This window comes from Streptomyces sp. NPDC018833 (genome assembly GCF_044390825.1).
Classification (GTDB): domain Bacteria; phylum Actinomycetota; class Actinomycetes; order Streptomycetales; family Streptomycetaceae; genus Streptomyces.
The window spans coordinates 200,505-221,867 of the sequence record NZ_JBIRZM010000011.1; the positions used below are offsets into that span (position 1 = coordinate 200,505).

At 70.0% G+C, this 21,363-nt stretch carries 19 protein-coding genes and 2 tRNA genes; 12 read left to right on the top strand and 9 right to left on the bottom strand.

What is annotated here, in order from left to right; genetic code table 11:
• Positions 1–42: 42 nt before the first annotated feature.
• Both ACH5AF_RS22605 and ACH5AF_RS22610 read right to left on the bottom strand, forming a co-directional pair.
• A complete protein-coding gene (locus ACH5AF_RS22605) occupies positions 43–576 on the bottom strand; it encodes an NUDIX hydrolase (protein ID WP_398903591.1) in 534 nt (177 codons plus the stop codon).
• Positions 573–2,036: a zinc-dependent metalloprotease gene (locus ACH5AF_RS22610; protein ID WP_398903593.1), complete on the bottom strand. Its 1,464-nt coding sequence runs from the start codon at positions 2,034–2,036 to the stop codon at positions 573–575. Before ACH5AF_RS22610 ends, ACH5AF_RS22605 begins: the two co-directional genes overlap by 4 nt.
• A 214-nt stretch (positions 2,037–2,250) precedes the next feature.
• On the opposite strand from ACH5AF_RS22610, the gene ACH5AF_RS22615 reads away from it, so the two are divergent.
• The 4 genes from ACH5AF_RS22615 to ACH5AF_RS22630 all read left to right on the top strand — a co-directional run bounded on the left by ACH5AF_RS22615 (position 2,251) and on the right by ACH5AF_RS22630 (position 5,478).
• Complete coding sequence (locus tag ACH5AF_RS22615; protein ID WP_215178717.1) at positions 2,251–3,363, top strand: SDR family oxidoreductase; 1,113 nt, start codon at positions 2,251–2,253, stop codon at positions 3,361–3,363.
• Positions 3,364–3,494: 131 nt separating this feature from the next.
• Positions 3,495–3,956: a molybdenum cofactor biosynthesis protein MoaE gene (locus tag ACH5AF_RS22620; protein ID WP_398903595.1), complete on the top strand. Its 462-nt coding sequence runs from the start codon at positions 3,495–3,497 to the stop codon at positions 3,954–3,956.
• A gap of 171 nt (positions 3,957–4,127) precedes the next feature.
• The gene (locus tag ACH5AF_RS22625) at positions 4,128–4,304 is read left to right on the top strand and encodes a hypothetical protein (RefSeq protein WP_215178719.1); all 177 of its coding nucleotides are present in this window, start codon (positions 4,128–4,130) and stop codon (positions 4,302–4,304) included.
• A gap of 85 nt (positions 4,305–4,389) precedes the next feature.
• Positions 4,390–5,478 carry a PDZ domain-containing protein gene (locus ACH5AF_RS22630; RefSeq protein WP_398903597.1) on the top strand — a complete coding sequence of 363 codons (1,089 nt, stop codon included), beginning with the start codon at positions 4,390–4,392 and terminating at the stop codon, positions 5,476–5,478.
• Between the two features lie 179 nt (positions 5,479–5,657).
• On the opposite strand, the gene ACH5AF_RS22635 is transcribed toward ACH5AF_RS22630, so the two are convergent.
• Positions 5,658–6,236, bottom strand: a complete 579-nt coding sequence (locus ACH5AF_RS22635; RefSeq protein ID WP_398903598.1) for a PPA1309 family protein — start codon at positions 6,234–6,236, stop codon at positions 5,658–5,660.
• 136 nt (positions 6,237–6,372) lie between these two features.
• Between ACH5AF_RS22635 and ACH5AF_RS22640 the strand changes: the two genes are divergently transcribed.
• The 4 genes from ACH5AF_RS22640 to ACH5AF_RS22655 all read left to right on the top strand — a co-directional run bounded on the left by ACH5AF_RS22640 (position 6,373) and on the right by ACH5AF_RS22655 (position 11,871).
• Positions 6,373–9,258, top strand: a complete 2,886-nt coding sequence (locus ACH5AF_RS22640) for a UPF0182 family protein (protein ID WP_398903684.1) — start codon at positions 6,373–6,375, stop codon at positions 9,256–9,258.
• 41 nt (positions 9,259–9,299) lie between these two features.
• Positions 9,300–9,373: transfer RNA gene (locus ACH5AF_RS22645), tRNA-Met, on the top strand.
• A 215-nt stretch (positions 9,374–9,588) separates the two neighbouring features.
• Entirely contained in the window at positions 9,589–11,730 is a 2,142-nt protein-coding gene (locus ACH5AF_RS22650) for a sel1 repeat family protein (protein WP_398903600.1), read from the top strand.
• A 67-nt stretch (positions 11,731–11,797) separates the two neighbouring features.
• A tRNA-Met gene (locus ACH5AF_RS22655) sits at positions 11,798–11,871 on the top strand.
• Between the two features lie 160 nt (positions 11,872–12,031).
• Here ACH5AF_RS22655 and ACH5AF_RS22660 read toward each other — a convergent pair.
• Positions 12,032–12,448: a Fur family transcriptional regulator gene (locus ACH5AF_RS22660; protein WP_398903602.1), complete on the bottom strand. Its 417-nt coding sequence runs from the start codon at positions 12,446–12,448 to the stop codon at positions 12,032–12,034.
• A gap of 161 nt (positions 12,449–12,609) precedes the next feature.
• On the opposite strand from ACH5AF_RS22660, the gene ACH5AF_RS22665 reads away from it, so the two are divergent.
• The gene (locus tag ACH5AF_RS22665; RefSeq protein WP_398903603.1) at positions 12,610–14,061 is read left to right on the top strand and encodes a catalase; all 1,452 of its coding nucleotides are present in this window, start codon (positions 12,610–12,612) and stop codon (positions 14,059–14,061) included.
• A 96-nt stretch (positions 14,062–14,157) separates the two neighbouring features.
• Here ACH5AF_RS22665 and ACH5AF_RS22670 read toward each other — a convergent pair whose 3' ends face one another.
• Together ACH5AF_RS22670 and ACH5AF_RS22675 are read right to left on the bottom strand one after the other, a co-directional pair.
• On the bottom strand, positions 14,158–14,556 hold the full coding sequence (locus ACH5AF_RS22670; RefSeq protein ID WP_398903605.1) for a cyclic nucleotide-binding/CBS domain-containing protein: 399 nt from the start codon (positions 14,554–14,556) through the stop codon (positions 14,158–14,160).
• 70 nt (positions 14,557–14,626) lie between these two features.
• Positions 14,627–15,331 carry a hypothetical protein gene (locus tag ACH5AF_RS22675; RefSeq protein WP_398903607.1) on the bottom strand — a complete coding sequence of 235 codons (705 nt, stop codon included), beginning with the start codon at positions 15,329–15,331 and terminating at the stop codon, positions 14,627–14,629.
• A gap of 682 nt (positions 15,332–16,013) precedes the next feature.
• On the opposite strand from ACH5AF_RS22675, the gene ACH5AF_RS22680 reads away from it, so the two are divergent.
• Together ACH5AF_RS22680 and ACH5AF_RS22685 are read left to right on the top strand one after the other, a co-directional pair.
• Positions 16,014–16,637, top strand: coding sequence for a DUF6416 domain-containing protein (locus ACH5AF_RS22680; protein WP_398903609.1), 624 nt, complete (start codon positions 16,014–16,016; stop codon positions 16,635–16,637).
• A gap of 463 nt (positions 16,638–17,100) precedes the next feature.
• Positions 17,101–17,769 carry a hypothetical protein gene (locus ACH5AF_RS22685; protein ID WP_398903611.1) on the top strand — a complete coding sequence of 223 codons (669 nt, stop codon included), beginning with the start codon at positions 17,101–17,103 and terminating at the stop codon, positions 17,767–17,769.
• A gap of 606 nt (positions 17,770–18,375) precedes the next feature.
• Here ACH5AF_RS22685 and hisN read toward each other — a convergent pair.
• Positions 18,376–19,176, bottom strand: a complete 801-nt coding sequence (gene hisN / locus ACH5AF_RS22690; RefSeq protein ID WP_398903613.1) for a histidinol-phosphatase — start codon at positions 19,174–19,176, stop codon at positions 18,376–18,378.
• Positions 19,177–19,311: 135 nt separating this feature from the next.
• Here hisN and ACH5AF_RS22695 point away from each other — a divergent pair, with 135 nt between their 5' ends.
• Positions 19,312–20,040 carry a TetR/AcrR family transcriptional regulator gene (locus ACH5AF_RS22695; protein WP_398903615.1) on the top strand — a complete coding sequence of 243 codons (729 nt, stop codon included), beginning with the start codon at positions 19,312–19,314 and terminating at the stop codon, positions 20,038–20,040.
• Here ACH5AF_RS22695 and ACH5AF_RS22700 read toward each other — a convergent pair.
• Positions 19,932–20,255 carry a DMT family transporter gene (locus ACH5AF_RS22700; RefSeq protein WP_398903686.1) on the bottom strand — a complete coding sequence of 108 codons (324 nt, stop codon included), beginning with the start codon at positions 20,253–20,255 and terminating at the stop codon, positions 19,932–19,934. The genes ACH5AF_RS22695 and ACH5AF_RS22700 overlap by 109 nt on opposite strands.
• A 94-nt stretch (positions 20,256–20,349) precedes the next feature.
• Positions 20,350–21,363 (bottom strand): ribosome small subunit-dependent GTPase A, encoded by a 1,014-nt coding sequence (rsgA, locus tag ACH5AF_RS22705; RefSeq protein WP_398903616.1) that lies wholly within the window; start codon positions 21,361–21,363, stop codon positions 20,350–20,352.

The window sequence follows — 21,363 nt, forward strand, 5'->3', positions numbered from 1 at the left end:
AAGGGGTGGTCGCCGGGGCGACCACCCCTTACCCGTGCCGTGCTACAGCGCCGCCCTCGTGCGCTCCACGAGCCGTACGACGGAGGCGTCGGCCACGGCCGCGACCTCGTCGTAGGCGAACCAGCGCAGGTCCAGCGACTCGTCGCTGATCGCCGGGGTGGAGTCGGCCGGGGCCAGCGCCGCATACTGCACGTCCAGATGCCAGTGGCACGGCGCGGGGATCGGGTGGCGGTCGAGGACGACCGGCCCGCCGGGCAGGAGCGAAAGGCCCCGGATCCCGGACTCCTCGGTCGCCTCGCGCAGGGCCGCCGCGGCAAGCGTCGCGTCCTGCGGCTCGCAGTGGCCGCCCATCTGCAGCCACAGGCCGAGCTTTTTGTGCAGCGTCAACAGCACGCGCCCGCGCTGCGCGTCTACCACCAGCGCGCTGGCCGTGAGATGCCCCGCCCCGCAGGACTTCCACATCCCGTCCGGATGCGACGCCAGGTGGTCCAGATAGGTCTGTCGCAGCCCACTCTGGCCGTCCTCGATGGCCTCGTAGTCCTTCAGCACGAGGACGGCGTCGTCATGGAGGCTCACTTGTCGGTGTCGTCCTCGTCGCTCCCGGCGGACCCTTCGGGCCCCTCTTCCGGCTTCCCCTTGTCCAGGTTCGGCTTGTCCGTCTTCGGCGCGGTGCCGCCGCCGGCGGCCTCGCCGAGCATCTTGTCCAGCTCGGAGAAGTCCAGCTGCTCGCGGTACACAAAGCCGTCCGGGTCGTCCAGGTCGGTCGCCGTCGGCAGCATGTCCGGGTGCTCCCACAGGGCGTCACGGCCGTCGACGCCGCGCGCGTCCGTCAGCAACGCCCACAGTCGCGCGGCGTCCCGCAGCCTGCGCGGACGCAGCTGGAGACCGATCAGCGTCGCGAACGTCTGCTCCGCCGGGCCACCGGACGCGCGGCGCCTGCGCAGCGTCTCGCGCAGCGCGGCGGCAGACATGAGCCGTGACGAGGCCGCCTCGTTGACCACCGCGTCGACCCAGCCCTCGACCAGTGCGAGCGCCGTCTCCAGACGGGCCAGGGCCGCCTTCTGCTCCGGGGTGTCCTCCGGCTGGAACATGCCCTGCTGCAGCGCCTCCTGGAGCTGCTCGGGGTGCGACGGGTCGAACTGGCCGACCACGTCCTCCAGCTTGGTCGTGTCCACCTTGATCCCGCGGGCGTACCCCTCGACCGCACCGAACAGGTGCGAGCGCAGCCACGGCACATGGGCGAAGAGCCGCTGGTGGGCGGCCTCGCGCAGCGCGAGGTACAGCCGCACCTCCTCCTTCGGCACGCTGAGGTCCTTGCCGAGTGCGTCCACGTTCAACGGAAGGAGTGCGGCCTTGCCGGCCGGGCCCAGCGGCAGACCGATGTCTGTCGAGCCCACCACCTCGCCGGCCAGGACACCGACGGCCTGACCGATCTGCTGGCCGAACATCGCCCCGCCCATGGAGCGCATCATCCCGATCAGCGGACCCGCCATGGCCTGCATCTCCTCGGGGAGCACGTCACCCATGGCGAGACCGACGCGCTCGGCGACCGGGTCGACGAGCTGCTGCCACGCCGGGAGGGTCGCCTCGACCCACTCCGCGCGGCTCCACGCCACGGCCGTGCTCGCGCCCGAGGGCAGCGAGGTCGCGCCGTCCAGCCACAGGTCGGCCAGCCGCACGGCCTCCTCGACCGCGGTGCGGTCCACGGGACCGACGCTCGCGTCCTTGGTGCCGTCCGGCGTGCCCTGGGAGACCGTCTGGCGGGCGATCTGCTTGGCCATGTCCCAGTTCACCGGGCCGCCCTCGTAGCTCAGCATCTGGCCGAGCTGCTGGAACGCGGCACCGAGGTCGCCCGGGTTCAGGGAGCCGAACATGGCGGCGAAGGGATTGTCACCGCCGCCCTCGCCGAAGCCGAAGGGACTGGACGGGGATCCGCCGGAGCCCTGGCCACCTCCGGCGGGATTCTTCTTCTTGCCCTCGTCGCCGTTCTCCGGCTCCTCCGGCGGAAGGCCGAATCCGAATGGGGTGTCACTCACGGGTTTCCTCGGCTCGTAGGGCCGCCGGCTTATCGTCGGCGGCGACTGCCCGACTACACCACCAGCCTATGCGGCCGGGGGTCGTGCGGCTCCGACATCCTGGCCGCTTACCGGCTCGGTGCCCCGCCGGCACGTGGCCTGCGGCAGGATGGACGTCACCTGGTGCGTATGCGTTATTCGCTTGCGTATTGAAGACAACCGCTGGAGACGCCTGGTGAGTTCCCCAGATCCGCAGGTTCGCGCAGCGCGAAACCACTCAACCCCTGCCGCCGGTCGCGGTCCCGTCGTGGCCGTCACGGGTGCCGCCACGGGCGTCGGCGACCTGCTCACCAGGCGCCTTGCCGCCTGCGACGAGGTCAAACAGGTCATCGCGATCGACGAGCGCCGCGGCGAGGTCCCCGAGGCGCACTGGCACATCCTCGACGTCCGCGACCCGGCCATCGCGGAGAAGCTGCGGGGCGCCGACGTCGTGGTGCACCTCGCGCTGGACCTCGACCTGGAGACCGACACGGCCGCCCGCACCGCGTACAACGTCCGCGGAACCCAGACCGTACTGACCGCAGCCGCGGCGGCCGGGGTCCACCGGGTGGTCCTGTGCACCTCCGCGATGGTCTACGGGGCGCTGCCCGAGAACGACATCCCGCTCTCCGAGGACGCCGAGCTGCGCGCGACGGCCGAGGCGACCGGCGTGGGGGACCTGCTGGAGATCGAACGTCTCGGGCGGCGCGCCCCCCGCGCCCATCCCGGGCTGAACGTCACGGTGGTCAGGCCTGCCGTCCTCGTCGGCGGCACCGACACCGCGCTGACCCGCTACTTCGAGTCGCCCCGGCTGCTCGTGGTCGCCGGATCCCGGCCCACTTGGCAGTTCTGCCATGTCGAGGACCTGGTGAGCGCCCTGGAGTACGCGGCGCTGGAGAAGGTCGAGGGCGAGCTCGCGGTCGGCTGCGACGGATGGCTGGAACAGGAGGAGGTCGAGGAGCTCAGCGGCATCCGCCGGATGGAACTGCCCTCGGCCGTGGCGCTGGGTGCGGCCGCGCGTCTGCACCGCATCGGACTGACGCCGTCCCCCGCGGGCGACCTCGCGTACACGATGCATCCCTGGGTGGTGAGCGTGAGCCGGCTGCACGACGCGGGCTGGCGCCCGCGGTGGACCAACGAGGAGGTGCTCGCCGCCCTCCTGGAGGAGGTCGAGGGCCGGCACACGGTCGCGGGCCGCCGCCTCGGCCGCAAGGACGCCACGGCCGCGGGCGCCGCGGGTGCGACGGTCGCCCTGCTGGGCACGGCTGCCCTGGTGCGCCGCGCCCGCAAGGCGCGCCGCCGGATCTAGGCCGGCACGCCGTCGCGTCCAGGCCGCCCCGGGCTCCACGGTGCTCCTGTAGGAGGCTCCAAGGCCCGTCGGGGGCGAACCGTGCGAAGGGCTATTCCGCGCTGTCGGTGCCGTACGGCACGATGGGCATCATGGCACGTACGTACGACCACCCCGGCGAGAACGCGGCGCAGGACCCCATCCGGCTGCTCGCGATCCGTGACACACCGCTCTCCGTCGACGAGGTCTTCGCGGCCGTGGGCGACGCCGCCGCGGGCGGCACCGCGCTGTTCGTCGGCACCGTGCGCAACCACGACGGCGGCGCCGACGTCGATGCGCTGGGTTACTCCTGCCATCCGACGGCGGAGGCGGAGATGCGCCGCGTCGCCGAGAAGGTGGTCGCCGAGTACCCCGTTCGGGCGCTCGCCGCCGTCCACCGTGTGGGTGACCTGGAGGTCGGGGATCTCGCGGTGGTGGTGGCGGTTTCCTGCCCGCACCGGGGGGAGGCGTTCGAGGCGTGCCGGAAGCTGATCGACGACCTCAAGCACGAGGTGCCCATCTGGAAGCACCAGAAATTCTCGGACGGTACCGAGGAATGGGTCGGCGCCTGCTGATCACCGGAGCGCGCACTGACGGGCCGTCAGTGCAGTTCCGCCCGGTGAAACCCGCTCAGCCCTCATCCGCCCCGATTTGCGTAACCGCACCCCTGCCATGAGCGTTGAACCCGCAGATGACTAATCTGCTGATCACTCAGTTGCGTTCGCTCATGGGGTAGGGAGGTCGCGATGGCAGTTCTGGCCTGGTTGCTGATTCCGCTTTTCGCTGCTGTCGGTGCGGCTATATGGGCCGGATGGGCCCAGCGGAACCGTGCGAGCGGGGACATCGCCGAGCTCGCCGGCTATGCCCGGTTCCGTGACGCGATGGAGAAGGCCGCCTCCGGTACGGACGCCGTCCGGCAGTGACGCCGAGCGTACGCAGGTGCCAACAGGCCCCCTGACGGACCGGCCCGGGCCGTACTCGCACAGGCTCGTCCCGTACTGTCGTTCCATGCCACGCCGCACTGCGACGATGCTCGCCTCCACCCTCGTCTTCATCGCGCTTCTCTGCGCAGGCGTCTTCTTCCCGGTCCCGTACGCTGAGATGTCGCCCGGTCCGACGGTGAACACGCTCGGCTCCGCCGACGGCGAGCCGGTGCTCAAGATCTCCGACCGCAAGACCTTCCCGACCACCGGTCACCTCAACATGACGACCGTCAGGGTGACCGGCGCGGACTACGAGATGAGCCTCGTCGAGGCGCTCTACGGCTGGCTGGCCCACGACAACGTGGTCGTGCCCCACGACACGCTCTACCCCAACGGCAAGACCGAGGAGCAGTCCACACAGGAGAACGCCGAGGAGTTCAGCCAGTCCCAGGAGAGCGCCAAGGTGGCGGCGCTGCGGGAGCTGAAGATCCCGGTGAAGTCGCGTGTGGTCGTTTCCACGGTCGTCAAGGGCTCGCCCTCGGAGGGCAGGCTGCACGCGGGAGATGTCATCCGCGCGGTGGACGGCACCGAGGTCAAGGAGCCCGGGGACGTCGCCGAGCAGGTCGTGAAGCACCGGCCGGGCGACGAGGTCGTCTTCACCGTCGTCCCCGCAAAGGTGGCCGCAGCGGCCGAGAGGGCGGGCAAGGAGCCCCAGGGCACCCAGAAGGTCAGGATCACCACGGTGAAGGCCGAGGACGACGACCGCGCGATCGTGGGGATCCAGGCGGGGACCGATCACACCTTCCCGTTCACCATCGACATCCAGCTCGCCGATGTCGGCGGGCCGAGCGCCGGTCTGATGTTCGCCCTCGGCATCGTCGACAAGCTGACCGCCGAGGACCTCACCGGGGGCGAATTCGTCGCCGGAACCGGCACGATCGACGACAACGGCAGGGTCGGCCCCATCGGCGGCATCGAGATGAAGCTCGTCGGCGCGCGCAACGCGGGCGCCGAGTACTTCCTGACCCCTGGCGACAACTGCGCATCCGCCGCCTCCGACGCCCCGGACGGCCTGACGCTGGTGAAGGTCGAGACCATCGCCGACGCGACGAAGTCCCTGGCGAAGATCCGCTCGGGCGACACGGCGGGCCTGCCGAGCTGCTCCAAGGGCTGAGGGCGCGCCCCCGGTCCACCGGTAGGGCCGGGCGGGGACACACGGCGCCGCGCCCCCCGGTCCACCGGTACGGCCGGCGCGGGGACGCACGGCGCGAGGCCGCCGGTCCACCGGTACGGCCGGCGCGGGGGACGCACGGCGCGAGGCCGCCGTACGTCCCAGGCCCTGCGGGCCCCGGATCAATCCTCGAATGTCGCCGCCAGGGCCTCGGCGAGGCCCGGCACCAGGCCGCCGCCTGTGAGCACCTCCTTCGGCGAGTCCTTCTCGCGCAGACGCAGGGCCGACTCCCGCGCCCCGTCACGGAGCACGGCCACCGTCATCCGGACCTCCTGGCGGTCCGGGTGGGCGGCGACCCACTGGGTCAGGGCCGCCTCGTCCAGACCGTCCGGTACGGAGGCCTCGGCGGACGGAGGCAGCATCAGACGCTCCACCGTCAGGGCGCAGCCGACGACCGCGTCGGGCCAGGCGATCGTGCCGAGGAACTCGTCGAGCGGGGTGCCGGCCGGGATCTCGTCCTGCTCGATCGGGGTGAGCGGGGCGGCCGCGTCCCCCTCGTCGAGACCGAGCTGGGCGGCGATCCCCGGCTCCTGGGAGCGCAGCCGGGCGGTGTCGACCAGCGCGAACAGCCGGGCCGGCTGGTCCCAGCCGAGCGTGCCGGCGTACTCGTCGATCTCGAGCACGGCCCGGGTGAGCGGGCTCGCGGCGATCGGGCCCGAGGGGGGCTGATTGTCGGGGGCGGGGGCAGAAGCGTTGGACATGGTCAATATCCTGCCTCCTTCCTGCCCCGCGACGGGAACTAGGTAAAGCCTCAGTAAGTTGCACCAGTGGGCTCTACGATCGCGGGGCCCGATTCACACGACCGCGAACTTCGAGGGGCGCACGTTGGCTTTCCAGATGCCGGACCGTGGCGGAGGCCCGACCGGGCCACGGATGAGAGTGGGCCGGCCCTCCCGGCGTGTCCGCACCCTGCTCATGACGCTCGGCGTCCTGGCCGCCCTGGCCATGGTGTTCGTCATGTTCGCCGGGTTCTGGACCGACTGGCTCTGGTACCGCTCCGTGCGGTACTCGTCCGTCTTCACCACCACCCTGTGGACCAAGATCGGGCTGTTCGCCGTATTCGGCCTGCTCATGGCAACGGCCGTCGGCGTGAACATCTGGCTGGCGCACCGGCTGCGGCCGCCGCTCAGCGCGATGTCGCTGGAGCAGCAGAGTCTCGACCGGTACCGGATGGGGATCGCCCCGTACAAGAAGTGGGTGCTCCTCGCGATCACCGCTCTCGTCGGGCTCATCGCCGGTGCCTCCGCCACCAGCCAGTGGCGGACGTGGCTGATGTGGGTCAACGGCGTGCCCTTCGGTCAGAAGGACCCGCAGTTCAAGATGGACGTGGCCTTCTACGCGTTCGAGCTGCCGTGGTACCGCTTCCTGCTCGGCTTCGGCTTCGCCGCCGTCGTACTGTCGCTGATCGCCGCCGCCCTGACCCACTACCTGTACGGCGGGCTGCGGATCACCAGCCCCGGCGCGCGGGCCACGGGCGCGGCCACCGGCCACCTGTCGGTGCTGCTGGGACTGTTCGTGGCGCTGAAGGCCGTGGCGTACTGGCTGGACCGCTACGGACTCGCGGTCAAGTCCAGCGACTTCAAGGCCACGAGTAACTGGACCGGCCTGCGTTACGTCGACGCCAACGCCTATCTGCCGGCCAAGACGATCCTCTTCTGCATCGCGGTGATCTGCGCCCTGCTGTTCTTCGCCACGCTCTGGCGCCGTACCTGGCAGCTGCCGGTGATCGGCTTCGGGCTCATGGTCCTCTCCGCGATCCTGATCGGCGGGCTCTACCCGGCGATCGTGCAGAAGTTCCAGGTCCAGCCGAACGAGCAGGCCAAGGAAGCCGAGTACATCCGCAAGAACATCGAGGCGACGCGCAAGGCGTACGGCATCGACGGTGTGAAGCCGACGGCCTACACGGGCCGCGGCCAGATCAAGGAGGGGGAGCAGCAGCGCAAGGACGCCGACTCGGCGGCCAGCTACCGCATAAACGACCCCAACATCGTCTCGCCCACCTTCCAGCAGCTGGAGCAGGAGCGGAAGTACTACCAGTTCCCCTCCACGCTGGACATCGACCGGTACAAGGGCCAGGACACGATCATCGGTCTGCGTGAGCTCAACCTCCAGGGCGTCGACAAGCGCAACTGGATCAACGATCACTTCACGTACACCCATGGCTACGGCGCCGTCGCCGCCAAGGGCACGGACACGGCCAGGGGCACCGGCGGCTCGCCGGAGTTCACCGAGTCCGGTCTGCCCTCCAAGGGCGGCCTCGGCGATTACGAGCAGCGCATCTACTACGGCGAGAAGACCACGCAGTACTCGATCGTGGGCGGGCCCCAGAAGGAGCTCGACTACGAACAGGACGGCGGCGGCCAGATCACCACGAGCTACGCCGGCAAGGGCGGCATCGACCTCTCCGGTCCGCTCAACCGCGCCGCGTACGCAGTGGCGTTCAGTGAGCCGCAGATCCTGTACTCGGGCGCCATCGGCGACGGCTCGCAGATCCTCTACAACCGCACGCCCAAGGAGCGCGTCGAGGCCGTGGCCCCGTGGCTGACCATCGACGGCGACGCCTACCCGGCCGTCGTGGGCAAGCGGATCCAGTGGGTCATCGACGCCTACACCACGACCAACGGCTACCCCTACGCGTCGCGTACGACGCTGGGGGAGACCACGTCCGACTCGCTGACCGACCAGCAGCGCGCGGTGGTCGCCCAGCAGAACCAGGTCAACTACATCCGGAACTCGGTGAAGGCCACGGTCGACGCCTACGACGGCACCGTGACCCTGTACGAGTGGGACGAGAACGACCCGGTCCTCAAGACCTGGGAGAAGGCGTTCCCCGGCACGGTCAAGCCGAAGGCCGACATCCCGGACGAGCTCAAGGCCCATCTGCGGTATCCGCAGGACATGTTCAAGGTCCAGCGCGAGCTGCTGTCCCTGTACCACGTCACCGAGCCCGCTCCGTTCTACAACGCGAGCGACGCCTGGCAGGTGCCGAACGACCCCACCAGGTCGGACAGCAACGCGGTCCCGCCGTACTACCTGTCGCTGAAGCTGCCGGGGCAGGAGCAGCAGCAGTTCGCGCTGACGACGACGTTCACCCCCAGTGGACGGCCGAATCTGCGGGCGTTCATGGCGGTCGACGCCGATGCCATGAGCCGCGACTACGGCAAGATCAGACTGATGCGGGTGACGGACGACAAGGTCGACGGTCCCGAGCAGGTGCAGAGCCGGCTCAACCGCCACGACCCCATCGCCACCTTCGTCCGTGACCTCAAGGGCGCCGACTCGACCATCAAGTACGGCAATCTGCTGACCGTCCCCCTGGACAGCGGCTTCCTGTACGTCGAGCCGATCTACGCCCAGGGCCGCGGCTCGGAGTTCCCGCTGCTGAGCAAGGTGGCCGTGGTGTACGGCCAGCGGATCGGCTTCGCCGACGACCTCGGCGGCGCGCTGTCCCAGGTGTTCGGCGAGCGAGCACCCGACGACACCACGACGCCGCCGACCGAGCCCGATGAGCCGCCGACGCAGCCCACCGAGCCGCCCGCCACGGGGGACGCGGCGCTCCAGGACGCCATCGCGGACGCGCAGAAGGCGTACGCGGACGGCGAGGCGGCCGTGAAGCGCGGTGACTGGACGGCGTACGGCAAGGCACAGGACGCGCTGCAGGAGGCGCTCCAGCGAGCCGCGGACGCCGAGGCCCGGCTGAGGCAGCCCGACCAGGGCGGATGACGGGATCCACCCCGTGTCGTGGTACCTTTACGGAACAACGACGCGGGGTGGAGCAGCTCGGTAGCTCGCTGGGCTCATAACCCAGAGGTCGCAGGTTCAAATCCTGTCCCCGCTACTCGAAGAAGAGGGCCCGGATCCTTGAGGATCCGGGCCCTCTTCGTGCTGAGCCGACACGTTCAAGGGCTTCGTCCGCCCGAAGTGCGTGCCGCTCACGGAGAGTTGGGGGGTGGCGTGTTTGACTTATCTCTCTGTGGGCATGTCGACAAAACGCTGAAGTGACCTCACTGGCTGCGGTATACCAGGTGTACGCGGGTTGCAGGTGGTGCGACGATGGAATTTATGGGGGACAGGGCAACTCTGTTGGAGACAGGGCGGTTTGTGCAGCCGCACGCCGGGAACGCGGCGGAAGCTATCCATCCGGTCGACGCCGTCGACACGATGGACGCTTCCGGCCGTGCGGACAACGTCGTCATGACGGGTGGCCTCGGTGCCACGGACCACGTCGACGGCGAGGAGACCGCCGGCCTCGAGGCGCGCCACCGCAGTGCCGCGGACAGCGGCGACACGGCGTCGATGAGCGTGCTCGGCGCACTCCTGCTGCGCCGGGGCGACCTGGACGGCGCCGAGCCCTATCTGCGCGGCGCCACCGCGGATGGCGACCGCGCGGCCGCCAACAACCTGGGCGTCCTGCTGCACCAGCGCGGCTACTCGGACGAGGCGGCCGGCTGGTGGCGCATCGCGGCGGTCGCCGGTTCGGCGGCGGCCGCGCACGCCCTCGGCCGTCACTTCCGCGAGCGCGGCGACGAACCGGCCGCCGAGTACTGGCTGCGCCAGTCCGCCGAGCAGGGCCATGCCCTCGGGGCGTACGCACTGGCCGATCTGCTGGAGCACCGCGGCGAGGAGGGGGGCGAGCGGTGGCTGCGCACGGCGGCCGAGCAGGGCCACCGCGAGGCGGCCTACCGGCTCGCCAGAGCGTTGGAGCGACGCGCCGCCGCCGAGGCGCGCAAGGAGGAGGGCGCCGGGCCGCTCGGTCCCGGCGGCCCGCCGGCGCAGCGCCCCGCGCACACCACCGCGGCTCGGCGCGGCCGCGGCGCCGCCGAGGCGCGGGGCGAAGCGAGAAGGGAAGCGACGAGGGAGACGGGCGACGGCGTGCAGCGCGTCGCTGCCGCCGGCGAGGCCGTGTGGCAGACGGACGCCGGACTGCGCGTGCTCGCCGAGGCGGAGGCCGCCCGCGGGCAGGCCGCGCGCCAGGGCGGGCCGGGCCTGCTCGCCGAGGCCGCTCAGTGGCACCGGCAGGCAGCGGCCCGGGGCCACCGGCGCGCCGCCCTGCATCTCGGCGCCATCCTGGAGAAGCGCGGCGAGCTGAAGGAGGCCGGGCGCTGGTACCTGACGGCCGCCAAGGACGGCGAGCCGCGGGCGGCCTGCGCGCTGGGCTTCCTGCTGCGCGACGCGGGCGACGAGGAGAGTGCCGCCGTGTGGTGGCTGAGGGCTGCCCAGGACGGGGACGGCAACGCGGCGAACGCCCTCGGCGCACTGCACGCCGCCCGTGGCGAGGCGCAGAGCGCCGAGCGCTGGTATCGCGCGGCCATGGACGCGGGCGACGTCAACGGTGCGTACAACCTCGGGCTGCTCTGCGCCGCCCAGGACCGCACGGCCCAGGCCGAGCAGTGGTACCGCCGCGCCGCCTACGCAGGGCACCGCGAGGCCGCCAACGCGCTCGCCGTGCTGCTCCTGCAGGCCGGGGACCACGCGGGCGCCGAGCCCTGGTTCTCCAAGGCAGCCGAGGCGGGCAGCGTCGACGCGGCGTTCAACCTGGGCATTCTCCACGTCGGCCGCGACGACGACCGCACCGCGCTGTCCTGGTACGAGCGGGCCGCGGCCGCCGGGCACACCGAAGCCGCGCTCCAGGTCGGCATCGCCCGGCTCAAGGAGGGCGACGAACACGCCGCCGAGCGCCATCTGCGGTCCGCGGCGGGCGGCGGGAGCGCCGAGGCCGCCTTCCGGCTCGCCAGCGTTCTCGACGCGCGCCGGCCACCGCCGGGCCCCCCGGCGCTCGGCGAGCCGGTGGCGGAGAAGAGCGAGTGCGAGGAGTGGTACGAGCGGGCCGCGGAGCAGGGGCACCGCCGCGCCCAGGTGCGGATCGGCATGCTCGCCGCCGCACGAGGCGACATGGCGGAGGCGGCCCGCTGGTACCGCGAGGCCGCCGAGGCGGGCAGCCGGAGCGGCGCGTTCAACCTTGGACTGCTCCTCGCCCGCGAGGGCAGTGAGCGCGAGGCCGCCCTGTGGTGGGCCCGGGCGGCCCGGGCCGGGCACGGCAGGGCCGCGCTGCGGCTCGCGTTGCTCGCCGCCCGCAGGGGTGAGCTCGCCGAGGGGCAGCGCTGGTGCGCCAGGGCGGTCGAGCTCGGCCCCGCGGAGGTCGCGGAGCGGGCGGCGAAGCTGCGTGAGGCGCTGATCCAGGAGTTGACCGCGTAGTCCCGGTCGGCCGCGCTGAAGGGATTTGCGCTGGTCCACCGGGGTCCCGTAAGGTGGTGTTCACCGACGCGGGGTGGAGCAGCTCGGTAGCTCGCTGGGCTCATAACCCAGAGGTCGCAGGTTCAAATCCTGTCCCCGCTACTGAAACCGAAGGCCCGGATCCGTGAGATCCGGGCCTTCGGTCATTCCCGGGTGGTTTCACGCCCGCGGATCGAAGTGCGGTGGCGCGCCGGCTGGTCTCCGTGACCTGACGAAGAAGGGCCCCGACGTTTTCGTCGGGGCCCTTCTTCGTGGTTTCGTGCTACGCGGCAGCGCAGTTCGGGCAGGTGCCGCGGTAGGTCACCTCGACGTCCGAGATCGTGAAGCCGAAGCGTTCCGAGTCGGGCAGGTCGGCCAGCGGGTTGCCCGCCGGGTGCACGTCGCGGATCGCACCGCACCTGGCGCACACCAGGTGCTGGTGGGGCCGGTGTGCGTTCGGGTCGTAGCGCTTGGCGCGGCGGTCGGTCGACACCTCGAGCACCTCGCCGAGGGTGACCAGCTCGCCCAGCGTGTTGTAGACGGTGGCCCTGGAGATCTCGGGCAGTCGCTCCACCGCACGTGCGTGGACCTCGTCGGCCGTCAGGTGGACGTGGTCGCCGTCGAGGACCTCGGCCACGACACGCCGCTGGGCGGTCATGCGCCAGCCGCGTCCGCGGAGTCGTTCCAACAGGTCACTCATGAGGACCAGCCTAACAGTGAGGGGACCCAGGGCCCGAACCGGTGTGACTTTAGATGTTAGCTTGACTTAGACAAAGTCCATCATAGGATCGGGGTCAGCGCACGCCTAGGGCAGGTCGCGCTGAATCTGATCAATGGGCAGGAACGACGCAGGAGGCGCACGTGACGCAGGGACCGCTCACCACGGAGGCCGGGGCACCGGTCGCCGACAACCAGAACAGCGAGACGGCGGGCGTCGGCGGTCCGGTCCTGGTCCAGGACCAGCTGCTGCTGGAGAAGCTGGCGCACTTCAACCGCGAGCGCATCCCGGAGCGCGTCGTCCACGCCCGTGGTGCCGGCGCGTACGGCACCTTCACGCTCACCCGTGACGTCTCGCAGTGGACGCGTGCCAAGTTCCTCTCCGAGGTCGGCAAGCAGACGGAGACGTTCCTGCGCTTCTCGACCGTCGCCGGCAACCTGGGTGCGGCGGACGCGGTCCGCGACCCGCGCGGCTGGGCACTGAAGTTCTACACCGAAGAGGGCAACTACGACCTCGTCGGCAACAACACCCCCGTGTTCTTCATCAAGGACGCCATCAAGTTCCCCGACTTCATCCACACCCAGAAGCGCGACCCGTACACGGGCAGCCAGGAGGCGGACAACGTCTGGGACTTCTGGGGTCTTTCGCCCGAGTCCACCCACCAGGTGACCTGGCTGTTCGGCGACCGGGGCATCCCCGCCTCGTACCGCCACATGAACGGCTACGGCTCCCACACCTACCAGTGGAACAACGAGGCCGGCGAGGTCTTCTGGGTCAAGTACCACTTCAAGACCGACCAGGGCATCAAGAACCTCACCCAGGACGAGGCCAACAGGCTCGCCGGTGAGGACCCGGACTCCCACCAGCGCGACCTGCGCGAGGCCATCGAGCGCGGCGAGTTCCCGACGTGGACCGTGCAGGTGCAGATCATGCCCGCGGCCGACGCGGCGACCTACCGCTTCAACCCGTTCGACCTCACCAAGGTGTGGCCGCACGCGGACTACCCGCCGATCGAGATCGGCAAGCTGGAGCTCAACCGCAACCCCGAGAACATCTTCGCCGAGGTCGAGCAGTCCATCTTCAGCCCCGCCCACTTCGTGCCGGGCATCGGCCCCTCCCCCGACAAGATGCTCCAGGGCCGCCTCTTCGCGTACGGCGACGCCCACCGCTACCGCGTCGGCATCAACGCCGACCACCTCCCGGTGAACCGCCCGCACGCCACCGAGGCGCGGACGAACAGCCGTGACGGCTTCCTCTACGACGGCCGCCACAAGGGCGCGAAGAACTACGAGCCCAACAGCTTCGGCGGCCCGCACCAGATCGACCGCGCGCTGTGGCAGCCCGTCCCGGTGACCGGCGTGACCGGCGACCACCCGGCGCCCGTCCACTCCGAGGACAACGACTTCGTGCAGGCGGGCAACCTCTACCGCCTGATGTCCGAGGACGAGAAGAGCCGGCTGATCGACAACCTGGCCGGCTTCATCGCCAAGGTGTCGCGCGACGACATCGCCGAGCGCGCGATCAACAACTTCCGCCAGGCGGACGGCGATTTCGGCAAGCGGCTGGAGGTCGCGGTCCAGGCCCTGCGCGGCTGACCCGCTTGTCGATTGCAGAGGGCCGGATCCCTGTCCAGTGGTGTCCAGTGGGATCCGGCCCTCTTCGGGCGTGCTCAGGGATGCGTCGTGCCTCCGTCAGCCGGCGACCGAGCCCGCATGCCTCCGGACCGGGGCCCAACAGCGGATGATGTCGCGGACCGAGACGATGCCGATCGGGCCGCCCTTGTCCATCACGATGAGATGGCGGAAGCCGCCGTGCGCCATTGCCTCGGCCGCCTCCTCCAGGGTCCAGGAAGGTGCGGCGAACACGACGTCGGTGGTGGTGTGCGTCCCTGCGGTCTCCAGGTCCGGGCTCTGGCCCGAGCCGACCGAGTTCAGAATGTCGCGCTCGGTGAGGATCCCGAGTCCCAGATCGCCGTCGAGGACGACGGCCGCGCCGACACGTCGTGCGGCCATCAGACTGGCCGCCTGGCGGAGTGTGTGTGCGGGTCCGATGGTGAGGACCACTGTGCTCATGGCGTCACGGACGAGCATGGGCGAAAGCCACCTCCTTGGTGGATCGGTGCTGGAGAACCGATTCACAAGTTCACAAGTGGGGGGACTCTTAGAGTCGCAGCCCGCAACCAGGGCAGCAAGGGGGCGCGCGCGGCCAGTTGGGCCACGCGCGAAAAGCCGCTGATGGCGCGGGCGTGCGCCGATCGGGATCCGTACGGCTGATTCCTGACCGATCGGTACAGCTGTCGTCCGAGGCCGATCGGTCGCGTGTCCACGGAGAGCCCGGAATCCGGCTGGCGTGGCCACGGCCTCTCGTTTGGATCAGGCCGGACCGGGCCCGCCGCCGCGGCCCGGCTGCCGCGGCGCAGGCCGTGAGCTCGGCGATCGTGTCCAGCCGGCGTGCGACGCGCGCCTCGTCATCCGGTGTGCCGGCGACCTGCGCAGCGGTCTCCAGCCAGTCCCGCAGGCAAGCGGACGCCGCACCCGACGGCAGGGGCTCGGCCAACCCGGCCGCGTACGCGAGGCCGCCGACCTGGACGATCTTCGCGACGTACGCAATCGTGCTGACGCCCGCGTCGGCGGCCGAGCCGACGGAGACGGCGTGGGCTCCCGTACGGACGTCGATGTCGGAACCGCGGCCCGCGTGGCTGGAGAGGCGGACCTTCTCCGCGAGTTCGTGCAGGGCCGCTTCGAGGACCTTGGTCTCGGCCTCCCAGGCGGCCGCGAACGCGTTGAACGCGGGCCCGGTGTCGGAGCCGCCGAGGGCGTCCTGCGTGTAGCACATCGTGCTGGCGACCTTGCGAATCTTGCCCACGTCGTTGCCTGAACCGTCCACACCCGGCGGCGAGCGCCGCGCCCACCGCAGTAGCCGAAGAACCGCACCCTCGTCAGAAGGCGTCCAAACCCCCTGGGGTACGGCCTTCCAGTCGTATCGGTGAACCGCGGTGCTACTGACCAGTGCCTCGTAACTTCCGCCCGTCGCAGGGCAAGCACCCCTCTGGCTCGCCACGGGCCAAGAAGGCGCACCCGACCCGTCACGGGAGCTCTCAAGGCTTTTCAGCGGGGCGGCCCCCCTCCTGAAAAGCCGCCCGAAGCGGAGGCGGGGGCGAGCCTTCCAAGGGGCGTGGTCACCACGGCTTGAAGGCGGCGCAAGGTCAAGCCGCAAGTGGCTTCAGTACCGCTGGTATAGAACCGCTCATACAGGGGGGTGCAGCATTGCCCCACATCCCCTCGGGGAGCTGCACGGTAGCCGTTGCCATTGGTCGTTGTTGGTCGTCGCCGCCCTCGGACGGCCCACAGACGGCCCGGCGGTGACGGGTTGCTGGGCGGCTCTGCGGCAGCGGGGTGATATGGCGGCCAAGGTTCGCGGCAGACCTGCACGACCACATCAACAGTAACCCTTAAATAGTCCATGGTGAGGACCTTTTTCGGATAGGGTGCCGTTGGTGCGAGCCGGCGTCGATCCGTCCCGCTGGATGAGACCCGAGGAGAAGCCCATGGGTATGAACAAGCCCGATGGCCGCCCCCTGCGGCTGGCGGGCATCGCCGAAGCAGCAGCCATCTACCAGGCCGATAAATCCCAGACCCGCAGGCTCCTCGCCCGCGACGACGCCCCCCAGCCCATCGACACCATCGCCGCCGGCCCCATCTATGACCGCGACGACCTCGAACACCACTCCGCGACCCGGACCAGGAAACCGGGCCGCCCGAAGAAGGACAAGGAGAAGCTTCCCGTGTACCTGGACGACGCCCACCTCATGTGGGCCAGGCACGATGGTGGACCGGGCCACGACGGCCCCGAATGGAAGGCCGACGACCACGCGCAGGCTGTGGCCTACTACGAGGCCCTGTCCAAGCCCGCACAGGAGATCTTCGACTACCTGCGAGCCACCCCCGGCCGCCTGGTCTCCTGCGACGAGATCGTGGAGCGGTTCAACCTCAACCCCGATGGCACCAAGAACAACCCCAACGTGCTGGCCGGGTACATGAACACCACCGGCCGGGCGTGCAAGGAGTCCGGGCGGCGCTTCCCCTTCCATTGGTGGGAAGCCGAAGGCGGCGCCAACTACGCGGTGAAGCAGTCCGTCGCCGACCTCTTCAACGAGGCCCTGAAAGCGTAGGCGCCAGCACAGTCGGGACTCACTGCCTGAGGGCGGCTCCACGGGGTTGGCCGGTGTCCTGCCTGGTTTGGGGTCGGGCATGAACAGGGGCCGGGAAAGCAGACGCCACAAGGGTCAACTGTGGTGTTCTCCCGAGGTTTCACCGCGGTACTCGCTCCGGTGGCGCACGCTTTCCAACTGTCCGCACGGCCGTCCCGGGGGCGTTCGTAGAGGTTCACGGGGCAGGTCAGACGGGGTGCGCGTACGGCGGTGAAACGGTGGCGGCCGTCGGCGCACTGGACAAAGGCGAGGACAACGAGCGGGCTCAGAGCTGGGGGCTCAGCTCGGACGCGCCCCCAGTGCACTCCTTAGCGCCCCCCGTGCACTCCTTGGCGCCCCTTTCAGGGCTTCCCGGCCAGCAACTCCTAGTTCAGGATCAGCGTCCTGCTGAACAACGGACACTGAGGGCTGGCGGGATCAAAGGGTGACGGAAGATAACAGCAGCAACAGAATCCAGCAGGTTTTCGTTGGAATCGGTGTTCTTGCCGGAATCTGCGGACTTCTGAGTTTCTTTTTCGGTGTTGACGCGATCTCTGACATCGCGATGAGACTTACTGGCCAATCAGAGAGAAGCACTGATAGTTCCGACGGCTCGGATAGTTCCGACGGCTGGGATAGTTCCGGTGGCTCGGATAGTTCCGGTGCTACCGGTGATCTTGACTCCCCCTCCCCATCCCCCTTCGATGGAAATGCGTGGTCCGGGTCGTCCTCAAAGGCGTCGTACGTCCAAGATGCTGATGCAATATGCAAGAAGTGGTATAGGGAGTCGGGGAAGCTCGATGCCAAGGTTCAGCAGAACCCAGACACCGAACCGAGTTGGCAGACGTATTCGCAAATTCTCGCCGTCGGCAACAGTATGATTACTGAGTGGGGGGCGCTGCCCCCTCCGGAGGGAGGCGAGGCGGAAATTGAGGAATTTCTCGACAGGGAGAGGGAAGGTGCTGCTCTAGCGGAGCGACAAAGGGACGCCCTATTCGGTGTTAGCGATGAATCGTTGGAAGACGTCACGCAAGATTTCAATGAGTGGGACGCGGACACTGACTCCTGGCGAGCGAGGGCCAGGAGCTACGGCTTTCGAGTATGTCTCAGCTGAGTCCGCCCAGTGAGGTGGTACGGAGGGCCCGGAGCGCGAGGTCCGGTCACTCGCATGCCTGGTGGTGGGGCTCCTGCCCGGGTCGGCTGGAGTCCCGATCGGCTCACCTCCGTGCGGAGGGAAGTGGCCGTAGCGGAATGGCTCGCGGCCGAGGGATATCCGGCGGCACGACTCGTCACGGCGGCCGAACAGCCGGTCGTCCTTCAGGGCCACCCGGTGACGTTCTGGGAGGGTCTCTCCGACGGAGGCACGTACGCGAGTACGGGGGAAATGGGCGTACTGCTCCGGCGGCTTCACGAATTGGAGCCGCCGCCTTTTTCGCTCCCGCCCATTCAGCCTTTTGACAAGGTCGCGCAGCGTTTGAAGCGTGCCGCTATTCCGGACACCACCCGAGCGTTTCTCCGGTCCATGGCCGACGATTTGGCGGCCGAGTACGGCCGTCCCCGGTTCGCGCGACGTACACGCACCTCATGCCGAGCAGCGAGAAGCGCACGCGCAAGGCGGTGAACCGTGCGTTCGAAAACGGCCCGAAGGCCGATGACGGCCCCACGACGGCCCAGGGGGGTTGAGGATGGAGGAAATGCCCAGGTCAAGCCGCAGGTAGCGTCAGTACCGCTGGTTCAGGTACCCGAGGAGCTCCCGGTGGAGCAGCCCGTTCGACGCGGCGGCATTGCCGCTGTGCGGTCCGGGAGTCCCGTCGAGGCCGGTGAACGACCCGCCTGCCTCCTGCACCACGATCGCCGGAGCCGCCATGTCCCAGAGCGAGAGCTCCGGCTCGGCGCAGATGTCCACCGAACCCTCCGCCACCATCATGTAGGACCAGAAATCGCCGTAGCCACGGGTGCGCCAGCAGGCACGGGACAGGTTCAGGAAGCCGTCGAGACGCCCCTGCTCCTCCCAGCCGGTCAGCGAGGAGTACGCGAACGAAGCGTCCTGGATCCGCTCCACCTTCGAGACCCGCAGCCGCGTCGCCGACGTCAGGCTGCGGCCGGTGAACGCGCCCGCGCCCTTCGCCGCCCACCAGCGGCGGCCCAGCGCCGGTGCCGACACCACGCCCATCACCGGCTCGAAGCCGCCCTCACCCGCTTCCATGAGCGAGATGAGCGTCGCCCACACCGGGACGCCGCGCACGTAGTTCTTGGTGCCGTCGATGGGGTCCACGACCCAGCGCCGCGGGCCCGTGCCCTCGATGCCGAACTCCTCTCCGAGGATCGCGTCGCGCGGCCGTGCCCGCTGGAGATGCCCGCGGATGAGTTCCTCGGCAGCCTTGTCGGCCTCGCTCACCGGGGTCATGTCCGGCTTGGTCTCGACCTTGAGGTCCAGGGCCTTGAACCGATCCATCGTGGTGGCGTCGGCGGCGTCCGCGAGGACATGGGCGAGGCGCAGATCATCGTGGTAGTCCGGCATGGTCGCCACTCTATCGGGGCCGAAACCACCCTTCCCGGGCAGCGGGGCGGCCGGCTGACGCGGTGCCGTGTCCCTTGACAGCGTCGCCCGGCCCGTCAACCCTGTGCCCACACACGCCCGGCCCGGGAGGCGACGATGCCCGCAGCTCGAGAGTCCCTGCTGGACGCCGCGCTCGCGGCCCTCGGCGAACTCCCCTGGTCGGGTGTGCGGATGACCGACGTAGCCGGTGCCGCGGGGGTGTCCCGCCAGACGCTCTACAACGAGTTCGGCAGCAAGGACGGCCTCGCCCGCGCCCTGATGCGGCGCGAGGCCGACCGGTATCTGCGCGGTGTGGAACGGCTGGCCCAGCGGACCGAACCGGCCGAACGGCTCGTGTCGCTCGCCGAGTGGACCGTCGGCGAGGCCCGCACCAGGCCGCTGCTGCGCGCTCTGCTCACCGGCTGCTGGGGCGAGAGGCTGCCCGCGCCGCGCCCGGTGCGCCCGGGCGCCGGGCGGTCCGTGGTGCCGGCCCAGCGCCGGGCCGACGCCGCTCTGCCCGCTCCGGCCGAGCTGCTCGCGGCGGTACGGGACCGATCGCGCAGCGCCGTCCGGCGGGCACGCCGGTCGCGGCAGGGACGCACGACCGAGGATCCGGCGGATCTGCCGCAGCACTGTGAACTCGCCGTGCGCCTGGCCCTTGTCCTGTGTCGTCGCGCCCGTGGGCGAGGGGCTCGCTCAGCTGGTGCGGGCCGCGCTGGACGGGCTCGGTGCGGCCGTCATTGCGAAGAGCCCGAAAGCTGCAGACCGATGACGCCGACGATCACCAGTGTGATCGAGACGATCTTGAGGGTGGAGACAAGGTCACCGAGGAAGATCATGCCGTAGATGGCCGTACCTGCCGCGCCGATGCCCGTCCACACCGCATAAGCGGGCCCCACGTCGAGCTTCCGCAGCGACAGGGTCAGCAGGCCGAAACTGCCGAGGGCGAACACCGCGAAGGCGACCGTGGGCCACAAGCGGGTGAAGCCGTGCGACAGCTTGAGACAGACCGCGAAGCCTGTCTCAAGAAGCCCTGCGACCACCACCAGCAGCCACGCCATCGCTCTTCGGCCTCCCGCGTCATCGGTGACTGCTTGGTCTGACTTGGTGCGATTATGCACTTACCAACCGTCGCAGGCCGCAAACGTGGACGTCTCAGTCACCTTCGCGTCGCTCCCGCGTCGCCAGCAGCCGGCGCAGCGAGTACAGCCGGGCCGGATCCGCATGGCCCTCGGCCACCCAGTCGTCCAGCGCACAGTCCGGTTCGTCGTGCGAACAGGCGCGCGGGCAGCCCTCCGTGCCCGGTTCCAGATCCGGGAACGCGTGGATGACCCGGGAGGGATCGACATGGTGCAGGCCGAACGACCGCACGCCCGGAGTGTCGATCACCCAGCCGCCCTTCTCGCCCGCGAGCGGCAGGGCGAGAGCGGAGGTGGTCGTGTGCCGGCCCCGGCCGGTGACCGCGTTGACAACGCCGGTGCTGCGCCGTCGCTCCTCGGGCACCAGCGCGTTCACCAGCGTCGTCTTGCCCACACCCGAGTGCCCGACGAACGCCGTCGTCCTGCCCACCAGGTACTCGCGGACGCGCTCCGCCGCGAGCCCGTCCACGAACTCCTCGCGAGTGGTGACCACATGGGGCACACCGAGCGCGCCGTACTTCTCCAGCAGCTGGTCCGGCGGGGCGAGGTCCGACTTGGTCAGGACGAGCAGCGGCTCCAGACCGCCGTCGTACGCCGCGACCAGACAGCGGTCGATCAGGCGCGGGCGCGGCTCGGGGTCTGCGAGCGCGGTGACGATCGCGAGCTGGTCCGCATTGGCGACGACCACGCGCTCGAAGGGATCGTCGTCATCGGCCGTACGCCGCAGCACCGAGCTGCGCGGCTTGATCCGTACGATCCGGGCCAGGGTGTCCTTGGCGCCCGACAGATCACCCACGATGCCGACCCGGTCGCCGACGACCGCCGCCTTGCGGCCCAGCTCACGGGCCTTCATCGCCATGACGACCCGGTCCTCGACCAGGCACGTCAGCCGCCCCCGGTCGACGGTGAGGACCATGCCCTCCGCAGCGTCCTCGTGCTTGGGCCGGATGCTGGTGCGTGGACGGTTGCCCTTGCGGTTGGGGCGTGAGCGGATGTCGTCCTCGTCGGTGTGCTTGCCGTAACGGCGCAT

What these genes read in the sequence shown, in the direction of transcription:
- hisN (WP_398903613.1), bottom strand. Translation starts at nt 19,176, where the DNA reads ATGCCGGACTACCACGATGATCTGCGCCTCGCCCATGTCCTCGCGGAC.
- ACH5AF_RS22695 (WP_398903615.1), top strand. Translation starts at nt 19,312, where the DNA reads ATGCCCGCAGCTCGAGAGTCCCTGCTGGACGCCGCGCTCGCGGCCCTC.
- ACH5AF_RS22700 (WP_398903686.1), bottom strand. Translation starts at nt 20,255, where the DNA reads ATGGCGTGGCTGCTGGTGGTGGTCGCAGGGCTTCTTGAGACAGGCTTC.
- ACH5AF_RS22625 (WP_215178719.1), top strand. Translation starts at nt 4,128, where the DNA reads ATGGCAGTTCTGGCCTGGTTGCTGATTCCGCTTTTCGCTGCTGTCGGT.
- ACH5AF_RS22640 (WP_398903684.1), top strand. Translation starts at nt 6,373, where the DNA reads ATGCCGGACCGTGGCGGAGGCCCGACCGGGCCACGGATGAGAGTGGGC.
- rsgA (WP_398903616.1), bottom strand. Translation starts at nt 21,363, where the DNA reads ATGCGCCGTTACGGCAAGCACACCGACGAGGACGACATCCGCTCACGC.
- ACH5AF_RS22660 (WP_398903602.1), bottom strand. Translation starts at nt 12,448, where the DNA reads ATGAGTGACCTGTTGGAACGACTCCGCGGACGCGGCTGGCGCATGACC.
- ACH5AF_RS22635 (WP_398903598.1), bottom strand. Translation starts at nt 6,236, where the DNA reads ATGTCCAACGCTTCTGCCCCCGCCCCCGACAATCAGCCCCCCTCGGGC.
- ACH5AF_RS22650 (WP_398903600.1), top strand. Translation starts at nt 9,589, where the DNA reads ATGGAATTTATGGGGGACAGGGCAACTCTGTTGGAGACAGGGCGGTTT.
- ACH5AF_RS22670 (WP_398903605.1), bottom strand. Translation starts at nt 14,556, where the DNA reads ATGCTCGTCCGTGACGCCATGAGCACAGTGGTCCTCACCATCGGACCC.
- ACH5AF_RS22630 (WP_398903597.1), top strand. Translation starts at nt 4,390, where the DNA reads ATGCCACGCCGCACTGCGACGATGCTCGCCTCCACCCTCGTCTTCATC.
- ACH5AF_RS22620 (WP_398903595.1), top strand. Translation starts at nt 3,495, where the DNA reads ATGGCACGTACGTACGACCACCCCGGCGAGAACGCGGCGCAGGACCCC.
- ACH5AF_RS22680 (WP_398903609.1), top strand. Translation starts at nt 16,014, where the DNA reads ATGGGTATGAACAAGCCCGATGGCCGCCCCCTGCGGCTGGCGGGCATC.